Source organism: Streptomyces sp. CB02923, assembly GCF_001905005.1.
In the GTDB taxonomy this organism is placed as follows: Bacteria; Actinomycetota; Actinomycetes; order Streptomycetales; family Streptomycetaceae; genus Streptomyces.
Genome location: NZ_LWKZ01000029.1, coordinates 121,616 through 131,506 on the forward strand (window position 1 = coordinate 121,616; position 9,891 = coordinate 131,506).

Sequence of the window (9,891 nt, forward strand, 5' to 3'; positions counted from 1 at the left end):
GGCCGGTTCCGGGGAGGCTGCCCCGCCCGGCCCGGCTCCACCCGGCCCGGCCCGGCTCCACCCGGCTCCCCCCCCGCCCGGCCCGGCCCGGCCCCTCGGAAGGTCACGGCAGCGCGCCAACTTGGTAGCGACGCTGCCGCAATCCCGTCCGCCCCACCCGTCACGGAGCCGGGCCGCGCGCCGCGTTGCTAGCCTCTCGTCTCCCTGTCCCACAACGGAGGAGACGTACGTGCGCAAGGCAGCGCAGATCACCGGGACCGCCGCCATGGCCGCACTGCTGCTCAGCGGCTGCGGCAGCAGCGGCGGCACGGGCGACGCGGCGGACGGTCCGGGCCGGACACCGGCCGCCACCCCCTCGCGGACCGCCGGCGACCAGCCCGCCGGTGACCAGCCCGCGGACGGCTCCGGCGGCCTCGACGGCGCCTGGACGGCCACGACCGGCGACTCGCACCTCACCCTGGTGATCTACCGGGGCATCGCGTCCCTGGGCCTCGGTGCGGACACCGGGACGGCCTGCCAGGGCAAGGTGGAGACGATGGGAACCACGGTGATCGCCCTGAAGTGCATGGGCGGCCACACCACCCGCACCCTGGGCACCGTCAAGCCGGGCGCCGACGGCAGGACGCTGAAGGTGAGCTGGAAGGACGGGCCCACCGACGGCTTCACCAAGGCCGAGGGCAAGCTGAAGCTCCCGGGGATGTCGAGCCTGCCCCCGGGCACGCCGGGGTCCTGACCCTCCGGGACCTTCCGGGACCTTCCGGGCACACCGATCTCCTGACCCTCCGGGCCCACCGGGCTCCTGACGGGTAATCAGGCCTGCGGTGCCGTATCGGGCCTTGACCGGCAGGAACGGCCCTGACCAGCACGAACGGCCTTGACCGGCACGAACGGCCCTGACCGGCGCAAATGGACCCGACCTGGCGCAAATGGACCTGACCGGCGCGAACGGCTGAGGGCCGCTACGCCACCAGAGGTGTTTCCGGGGCGGCGCCGGGAAAGACGCCACACGCTGAGCCATATTCACTCCGAGTAGTTGCTCGACACCGACAACCACGAGGAGTCACGAGATGCGTCTGCGCACCTCCGTCGCCGCCGCCTTCGGCGCTGCCGTACTCGCCCTGACCACCCCGACCTCCGCCTACGCCGCCGAAGGGGTCTTCTCCTACGGCTTCAACACCGGCAACACCCTGGACCAGCGCGCGGCCATCTTCGACCCGCCCGGCAAGCAGTGCATCACCATCAAGCTGCCGAAGGACGCCGACTTCGCCTACGCCGCGCTCAACCGCACGGACGCCACCGCGACGCTCTTCGCCGACGACGACTGCAGCAGCGACGTCTACTTCGTCGTGCCGCCGAACCGGGCCGCCCCGGCGAAGGTCCTGGTCCGCTCGGTGATGTTCTCCCGCTGAGCCCGGGACGACCGCGCCGATCCGCGCCTTCCCCCTCCGACCAGCGCCTTTCCCCGCCCGGCCGGCCCTCCTCGCACGGTGCTTCAGGCCGCGCCGGTCTCCTTCGCACGCGGAGAGCCCGCCCGATACGCGTCACGGCCGCTGCCCGGCACCCCACGGGGAGCCGGGCAGCGGCCGTGTGCCGCGGGCCGCCCGGGGACGGCCCGCTGCTCACCGCACGAACACCCCTGCCTGGCCCGCCAGGTCGAGGAAGTACTGCGGGGCCAGCCCCAGGACGAGCGTGACCGCGACACCCACCGCGATGGCCGCCATGGTCAGCGGGCTGGGCACCGCCACCGTCGGGCCGTCCGCCTTCGGCTCGTCGAAGAACATCAGCACGATGACGCGGATGTAGAAGAACGCGGCGATGGCGGACGAGATGACACCGACCACCACCAGCCAGCCCGCGCCGCTCTCCGCCGCCGCCTTGAACACCGCGAACTTCCCGGCGAAGCCCGAGGTCAGCGGGATGCCGGCGAAGGCGAGGAGGAAGACCGCGAAGACCGCCGCCACCAGGGGCGAGCGCCGCCCCAGCCCCGCCCACTTCGACAGGTGCGTGGCCTCGCCGCCCGCGTCCCGTACGAGCGTGACCACCGCGAACGCGCCGAGCGTCACGAAGGAGTACGCCGCCAGGTAGAACAGGACGGAGGAGATGCCGTCCTTGTTGGTCGCGATCACACCGGCGAGGATGAACCCGGCGTGCGCGATGGAGCTGTACGCCAGCAGCCGCTTGATGTCGGTCTGGGTGATGGCCACGATCGCGCCGCCCAGCATCGTGACGATCGCGACGCCCCACATGACCGGCCGCCAGTCCCAGCGCAGGCCCGGCAGGACCACGTACAGCAGCCGCAGCAGCGCGCCGAACGCGGCGACCTTGGTGGCCGCCGCCATGAAGCCGGTCACCGGGGTCGGCGCGCCCTGGTAGACGTCCGGCGTCCACATGTGGAACGGCACCGCGCCGACCTTGAAGAGCAGCCCCATCAGCACCAGCGCGGCGCCGATCAGCAGCAGCGCGTCGTTGCCCATGGTGTCGGCCAGCGCCGGGTCGATCTGCTTGGCGCCGTCGCTGACGACCCGCGCGATTCCGGAGTACGTCACCGTGCCCGCGTAGCCGTACAGCAGGGCGATGCCGAAGAGCAGGAACGCCGAGGAGAACGCGCCGAGCAGGAAGTACTTCACCGCGGCCTCCTGCGACAGCAGCCGCTGGCGGCGGGCCAGCGCGCACAGGATGTACAGCGGGAGGGAGAAGACCTCCAGCGCGATGAAGAGGGTCAGCAGGTCGTTGGCGGCGGGGAAGACCAGCATCCCGCCGACCGCGAACAGCGCGATCGGGAACACCTCGGTCGTCGTGAACCCGGCCTTGACCGCCGCCTGCTCGGCCGCGCCGCCGGGCACCGCCGCCGCCTGCGCCGCGAAGGAGTCCACCTTCCTGCCGTGCGCCGCCGGGTCGAGCCGGCGCTCGGCGAAGGTGAACGTGGCGACCAGCGCCACCAGCAGGATCGTGCCCTGGAGGAACAGCGCCGGTCCGTCGACGGCAATGGCGCCCATCGCCGCGATCTTCGCCTTGGTGCTTCCGAAGCCGCCCGCCGCCAGCCCCACGACGGCCGCAAACCCGGCGGCCAGCGCCAGCACGGACAGCAGCAGCTGGGCGTAATAGCGGCTGCGCCGCGGCAGGAACGCCTCCAGTACGACGCCGACGACCGCGGCACCCAGCACGATCAGCGCCGGGGCCAGCTGGGCATACTCGATCTTCGGCGCCGGGATCCTGGCCGGTGCCTCGGCCGCCATGGTCCACAGGCTGTGGACGCTCGCCACGGAACTCACTTCGCGGCCTCCGCATCTGCCTTCACGGGTACATCGGGGCGGGGATCGTGCTGGTCGACGACGGACAGGGTGTGGTCCACCGCCGGGTTGACGAGGTCCGTCAGCGGCTTCGGGTAGACGCCGAGGAAGAGCAGCAGCGCGATCAGCGGGGCGACGACCGCCAGCTCCCGCGCCTTGAGGTCGGGCATCGCCCGCACCTCCGCCTTCACCGGGCCGGTCATCGTCCGCTGGTAGAGGACCAGGACGTACAGCGCGGCGAGCACGATGCCGGCGGTGGCCACGATGCCCACCGCCGGATAGCGGCTGAACGTGCCGACCAGCACCAGGAATTCGCTGACGAACGGCGCCAGGCCCGGCAGCGACAGCGTCGCCAGACCGCCGACCAGGAACGTGCCGGCCAGCACCGGCGCGACCTTCTGCACCCCGCCGTAGTCGGCGATCAGCCGCGAGCCGCGCCGCGAGATCAGGAACCCGGCGACCAGCATCAGCGCCGCCGTCGAGATGCCGTGGTTGACCATGTAGAGCGTCGCGCCGCCCTGCCCCTGGCTCGTCATCGCGAAGATGCCCATGATGATGAAGCCGAAGTGGGAGATGGACGCGTACGCCACCAGGCGCTTGATGTCGCGCTGGCCGACCGCGAGCAGCGCCCCGTACAGGATGCTGATCACCGCGAGGACCAGGATGACCGGAGTGGCCCAGCTGCTGGCCTCCGGGAAGAGCTGGAGGCAGAAGCGCAGCATCGCGAACGTGCCGACCTTGTCGACCACCGCGGTGATCAGCACGGCCACCGGCGCGGTGGACTCGCCCATCGCGCCCGGCAGCCAGGTGTGCAGCGGCCACAGCGGCGCCTTCACCGCGAAGGCGAAGAAGAAGCCGAGGAACAGCAGCCGTTCGGTGCCGGCCGCCAGCTCCAGCTTCCCGGCCGCCCGGGCCTGCACGATCTCCGTGAGGGAGAAGGTGCCGCTGCCGAGCTGGTCGGCGGTGGCCGCGTACAGCCCGATCACCGCGGCGAGCATGATCAGTCCGCCGGCGAGGTTGTAGAGCAGGAACTTCACGGCGGCCTGCGAGCGCAGCTTCGCGCTGCGCTCCTCGCCGCCCGCCCCGGCCCGGTCCCCGAAGCCGCCGATGAGGAAGTACATCGGGATGAGCATGGCTTCGAAGAAGATGTAGAAGAGGAACACGTCGGTGGCCTCGAAGGAGATGACCACCATCGCCTCGACGGCGAGGACCAGCGCGAAGAAGCCCTGGGTGGGGCGCCAGCGCCGGTTGGGCGCCGGGTCCTCCATGGGGTCGGCGTCGTGCCAGCCCGCCAGGATCACGAACGGGACGAGCAGCGCGGTCAGCGCGATCAGCGCCACCGCGATGCCGTCCACACCCAGCTCGTAGCGGACACCGAAGTCCTTGATCCAGGCGTGCGACTCGGTGAGCTGGAACGGCCCCCGGGCCCCCGTGTCGAAGCGGACCGCGACCACCGCGGCCAGGACCAGGGTGGCCAGCGAGAAGAGCAGCGCCAGCCACTTGGCGGCGGTGCGCTTGGCGGCGGGCACGGCGGCGGTGACGATCGCGCCGATCGCCGGGACCGCCGCGGTGGCCGTCAGAAGGGGAAACGACATGGTTCAGACACCCCTCATCAGCAGGGTCGCGGCGATCAGCACGGCCGCACCGCCCAACATCTGTACCGCGTACGAGCGGGCGAAGCCGTTCTGCACCTGCCGCAGCCGGGCGGAGAGGCCGGCCATGGACCCCGCCGTGCCGTTGACCGCGCCGTCCACGACGGAGTGGTCCAGCTGGACCAGGGCGCGGGTCAGCTCGCCACCGCCGCGCACCAGCACGGCGTGGTTGAAGTCGTCCTGGAGCAGGTCGCGGCGGGCCGCCCTGGTCAGCAGCGAGCCGCGCGGGGCGACGGCGGGGACCGGCTTGCGTCCGTACTGGAGGTAGGCGAGCCCGACGCCGAGGACCATCACCACGATCGTGGCCGTGGTGATCGCCCCCGCGCTGAGCGGCGGGTGGCCGTGGTCGAAGGAGGTGACCGGCTCCAGCCACGTCACGAACGCCTCGTTGATGCTGAACAGCCCGCCCGCGAAGACCGATCCGACCGCCAGCACGATCATGGGGATCGTCATGGACTTCGGCGACTCGTGCGGATGCGGCGGGGTGTACGCGCCCGGGGGCACCTCCCGGCCGCCGGGCCGGGGGACGGCCCCGGCCGCGGGCTCGACGGACGGTTCGGCGGGGGACGGCGTCGGCGCCTTGCGCCAGCGCTCCTCGCCGAAGAACGTCATCAGCATCACCCGCGTCATGTAGAAGGCGGTGATCGCGGCGCCCAGCAGGGCCGCGCCGCCGAGGATCCAGCCCTCGGTGCCGCCCTTGGCGAACGCCGCCTCGATGATCTTGTCCTTGGAGAAGAAGCCGGACAGCCCGGGGAAGCCGATGATCGCCAGATAGCCCAGCCCGAAAGTGATGAAGGTGACGGGCATGTACTTGCGCAGGCCGCCGTAGCGGCGCATGTCCACCTCGTCGTTCATCCCGTGCATCACCGAGCCGGCGCCCAGGAAGAGACCGGCCTTGAAGAAGCCGTGGGTGACCAGGTGCATGATCGCGAAGGCGTACCCGACCGGGCCCAGCCCGGCGGCCAGGATCATGTAGCCGATCTGCGACATCGTCGAGCCCGCCAGGGCCTTCTTGATGTCGTCCTTCGCGCAACCGACGATCGCACCGAACAGCAGCGTCACCGCGCCGACCACCACGACGGCGGTCTGCGCGTCCGGCGCGCCGTTGAAGATCGCTCCGGAGCGGGTGATCAGGTAGACGCCGGCGGTCACCATCGTCGCCGCGTGGATCAGGGCGGAGACCGGGGTCGGGCCCTCCATCGCGTCGCCCAGCCAGGACTGGAGCGGGACCTGCGCCGACTTGCCGCAGGCGGCGAGCAGCAGCATCACGCCGATGGCGGTCAGCTTGCCCTCGGACGTCTCGCCCGCCGAGCCCAGCACCGGACCGAACGCGAACGTCCCGAACGTGGTGAACATCAGCATGATGGCGATGGACAGGCCGACGTCGCCGACGCGGTTGACCAGGAACGCCTTCTTCGCCGCCGTCGCGGCGCTGGGCTTGTGCTGCCAGAAGCCGATGAGGAGGTACGAGGCCAGGCCCACGCCCTCCCAGCCGACGTACAGCAGGAGGTAGTTGTCGGCGAGGACGAGCAGCAGCATCGCCGCGAGGAACAGATTCAGATAGCCGAAGAAGCGGCGGCGCCGCTCGTCGTGCTCCATGTAGCCGATCGAGTAGATGTGGATCAGCGATCCGACACCGGTGATCAGCAGGACGAACGTCATGGACAGCTGGTCGAGCTGGAAGGCGACGTCCGCCCGGAAGCCGCCCACCGGCACCCAGCTGAACAGGTGCTGGTGCAGGGTGCGGTGCTCGGCGTCGCGGCTCAGCAGCTCCGTGAACAGGGGTACGGCCAGGGCGAAGGACGCCAGCGCGAACAGCGTGCCGAGCCAGTGGCCGGCCCGGTCCAGTCTTGTGCCGCCGCACAGCAGCAGGGCCGCACCGGCCAGTGGTGCCGCGACGAGCAGCGCGATCAAGTTCTCCACGTTTACGACCCCTTACAGCTTCATCAGGCTGGCGTCGTCGACCGAGGCCGTGTGGCGGGTGCGGAAGATGGACACGATGATCGCCAGGCCCACCACGACCTCGGCCGCGGCGACGACCATCGTGAAGAACGCGATGATCTGTCCGTCCAGATTTCCGTGCATCCGCGAGAAGACCACGAAGGCGAGGTTGCAGGCGTTGAGCATCAGCTCGATGCACATGAACACCACGACGGCGTTCCGCCTGATCAGCACCCCGGCCGCGCCGATGGTGAACAACAGGGCGGCGAGATAGAGGTAGTTGACCGGGTTCATCGGTTCGCCTCCTCGCTGCGGCCCAGCCACTCTTCGGAGCGCTGCTCCAGCGCCTTCAGCTCGTCCAGCGACTCACCGGAGACATCGCGGATCTGGCCGCGCTCGCGCAGCGTCGCGCTGACGGTCAGCTCTGACGGCGTGCCGTCGGGGAGCAGGCCGGGGACGTCGACCGCGTTGTGCCGGGCGTAGACACCCGGAGCGGGGAGCGGCGGGATGTGTTTGCCCTCGCGGATACGGGCCTCGGACTGCTCGCGCTGGGTCTTGGCCCGCTCCGTACGCTCGCGGTGCGTCAGCACCATCGCGCCGACCGCCGCCGTGATCAGCAGCGCGCCGGTGACCTCGAAGGCGAAGACGTACTTGGTGAAGATCAGCGCGGCCAGGCCCTGCACATTGCCCCCGGCGTTGGCCTCGCCGAGGCCGTTGAAGTGCTTCAGCGAGGCGTTGCCGAGGCCGGCGACGAGCAGGATGCCGAAGCCGAGGCCGCAGGCGGCGGCCAGCCAGCGCTGGCCCTTCAGCGTCTCCTTGAGGGAGTCGGCCGCGGTGACGCCGACGAGCATGACGACAAAGAGGAACAGCATCATGATCGCGCCGGTGTAGACGACGATCTGCACGACGCCGAGGAAGTACGCGCCGTTGGCGAGGTAGAAGACCGCCAGGATGATCATGGTGCCGGCGAGCGCGAGGGCGCTGTGCACGGCGCGCCGCATCAGGATGGTGCTCAGCGCGCCGATCACCGCGACCGTACCGAGGATCCAGAACTGCACCGCCTCGCCGGTCGACGCCGCGGCGGCCAGGGAGGTCGTCATCACCGGCTCACCTCCCGGGCGGCCGGCTCGTCGGGCCCGAAGGTGGCCGCGGCCTCCTGGGGCGCCGCGGTGCCCGCGCCGCCCGCGCCCTCGGCCGTCCCGCCGTCGGACGTCCCGCCCTCGGCCGTCTCCCCCTTGGAGGTGGCGACCTGACGCTCCGTGCCCGGCGCGGCCTCGGTCACCAGGCCCCGGTAGTAGTCCTTCTCCGTCATGCCGGGGAAGATGGCGTGCGGGCTGTCGACCATCGTGTCCTCCAGCCCCGCGAGCAGCTCCTCCTTGGTGTAGATGAGCGATTCGCGGGTCCGGTCGGCGAGTTCGTACTCGTTGGTCATGGTCAGCGCGCGGGTGGGGCACGCCTCGACGCACAGGCCGCACAGGATGCAGCGCAGGTAGTTGATCTGGTAAACGCGGCCGTAGCGCTCGCCGGGGCTGTAGCGCTCCTCGTCGGTGTTGTCGGCGCCCTCGACGTAGATCGCGTCGGCCGGGCAGGCCCAGGCGCACAGCTCGCAGCCGATGCACTTCTCCAGCCCGTCAGGGTGCCGGTTGAGCTGGTGGCGGCCGTGGAAGCGCGGCGCCGTCGGTTTCTTCTCCTCCGGATACTGCTCGGTCAGCCGCTTCTTGAACATGGCCTTGAAGGTCACGCCGAAGCCGGCCACGGGGTTCTGGAAGTCAGGCACCGTCGCCCCCCTTTCCGTCCTTGTCGGTTCCGTCACTGACAGTGTCCACCCCACCACTGACAATCAACTCGCGCTCCCGTCGCGGCTGCCGCCGCGGCACGGGTGGCAGGGTCTGTCCGGGCAGCGGCGGCACGGGGAAGCCGCCCGCCATGGGGTCGAAGGCCGGTTCCCGGTCCGGCTCCTCCCTCTCGCCCCGCCGGAAGAAGTCCGCGACGAGCGAGATCAGCAGGACGGCGATGGCCGCCCCGCCCACGAACATCACGATCCGCTGGAAGTCGTACCCCTCGTTCTTCAGGGCCCGTACGGTCGCGACGAGCATCAGCCAGACCATCGAGACCGGGATGAGGACCTTCCACCCCAGCTTCATGAACTGGTCGTAGCGCACGCGTGGCAGCGTGCCGCGCAGCCAGATGAAGAAGAACAGCAGCAGCTGCACCTTGATGACGAACCAGAGCATCGGCCACCAGCCGTGGTTGGCGCCTTCCCAGAACGTGCTGATCGGGTACGGGGCCTTCCAGCCGCCCAGGAAGAGCGTCACCGCGACCGCCGAGACGGTCACCATGTTGATGTACTCGGCGAGCATGAACATCGCGAACTTGATCGACGAGTACTCGGTGTTGAAGCCGCCGACCAGGTCGCCCTCGGACTCCGGCATGTCGAACGGCGCGCGGTTGGTCTCGCCCACCATGGCGACGATGTAGATGATGAAGGAGACCGGCAGCAGCAGCACGTACCACTTGTCCTGCTGCGACTCCACGATCGTCGAGGTCGACATCGACCCGGAGTAGAGGAAGACCGCCGCGAAGGACATGCCCATCGCGATCTCGTACGAGATCATCTGCGCGCACGAGCGCAGGCCGCCGAGCAGCGGGTACGTCGAGCCGGAGGACCAGCCCGCCAGCACGATGCCGTAGATGCCGACGGAGGCGGTGGCCAGGATGTACAGCACGCCGATCGGCAGGTCGGTCAGCTGCATCGTCGTGCGCTGACCGAAGATCGAGATCTCGTTGCCGGCCGGGCCGAAGGGGATCACCGCGACGGCCATGAAGGCCGGTACGGCCGCCACGATCGGCGCGAGCACGTACACCGCCTTGTCGGCCCGTTTGACGATCAGGTCCTCCTTGAGCATCAGCTTGATGCCGTCCGCGAGGGACTGGAGCATGCCCCAGGGACCGTGCCGGTTGGGGCCGATGCGCAGCTGCATCCACGCGACGACCTTGCGTTCCCAGAC

The 9,891-nt window shown here is 70.3% G+C and carries 9 protein-coding genes; 2 read left to right on the forward strand and 7 right to left on the reverse strand.

What is annotated here, in order from left to right:
- Positions 1 to 229: 229 nt before the first annotated feature.
- Both A6A06_RS40080 and A6A06_RS40085 read left to right on the forward strand, forming a co-directional pair.
- On the forward strand, positions 230 to 733 hold the full coding sequence (locus tag A6A06_RS40080; protein ID WP_073769070.1) for a hypothetical protein: 504 nt from the start codon (positions 230 to 232) through the stop codon (positions 731 to 733).
- 334 nt (positions 734 to 1,067) lie between these two features.
- A complete protein-coding gene (locus A6A06_RS40085; RefSeq protein WP_073769072.1) occupies positions 1,068 to 1,409 on the forward strand; it encodes a hypothetical protein in 342 nt (113 codons plus the stop codon).
- Positions 1,410 to 1,619: 210 nt separating this feature from the next.
- Here A6A06_RS40085 and nuoN read toward each other — a convergent pair whose 3' ends face one another.
- From nuoN to nuoH, 7 genes are all read right to left on the reverse strand, one after another.
- On the reverse strand, positions 1,620 to 3,236 hold the full coding sequence (gene nuoN / locus A6A06_RS40090; protein WP_443333833.1) for an NADH-quinone oxidoreductase subunit NuoN: 1,617 nt from the start codon (positions 3,234 to 3,236) through the stop codon (positions 1,620 to 1,622).
- 32 nt (positions 3,237 to 3,268) lie between these two features.
- Positions 3,269 to 4,885 (reverse strand): NADH-quinone oxidoreductase subunit M, encoded by a 1,617-nt coding sequence (locus A6A06_RS40095; RefSeq protein WP_073769076.1) that lies wholly within the window; start codon positions 4,883 to 4,885, stop codon positions 3,269 to 3,271.
- A 3-nt stretch (positions 4,886 to 4,888) separates the two neighbouring features.
- Positions 4,889 to 6,865: an NADH-quinone oxidoreductase subunit L gene (gene nuoL, locus A6A06_RS40100; RefSeq protein ID WP_073769078.1), complete on the reverse strand. Its 1,977-nt coding sequence runs from the start codon at positions 6,863 to 6,865 to the stop codon at positions 4,889 to 4,891.
- A gap of 12 nt (positions 6,866 to 6,877) precedes the next feature.
- Positions 6,878 to 7,177: an NADH-quinone oxidoreductase subunit NuoK gene (nuoK, locus tag A6A06_RS40105; protein WP_073769080.1), complete on the reverse strand. Its 300-nt coding sequence runs from the start codon at positions 7,175 to 7,177 to the stop codon at positions 6,878 to 6,880.
- A complete protein-coding gene (locus A6A06_RS40110) occupies positions 7,174 to 7,983 on the reverse strand; it encodes an NADH-quinone oxidoreductase subunit J (RefSeq protein WP_073769082.1) in 810 nt (269 codons plus the stop codon). Before A6A06_RS40110 ends, nuoK begins: the two co-directional genes overlap by 4 nt.
- A complete protein-coding gene (gene nuoI / locus A6A06_RS40115) occupies positions 7,983 to 8,660 on the reverse strand; it encodes an NADH-quinone oxidoreductase subunit NuoI (protein WP_073769084.1) in 678 nt (225 codons plus the stop codon). Before nuoI ends, A6A06_RS40110 begins: the two co-directional genes overlap by 1 nt.
- Positions 8,653 to 9,891, reverse strand: a 1,239-nt coding sequence (gene nuoH / locus A6A06_RS40120) for an NADH-quinone oxidoreductase subunit NuoH (RefSeq protein WP_242441193.1), incomplete at its 5' end; no start/stop codon positions are given. The genes nuoI and nuoH, both read right to left, overlap by 8 nt.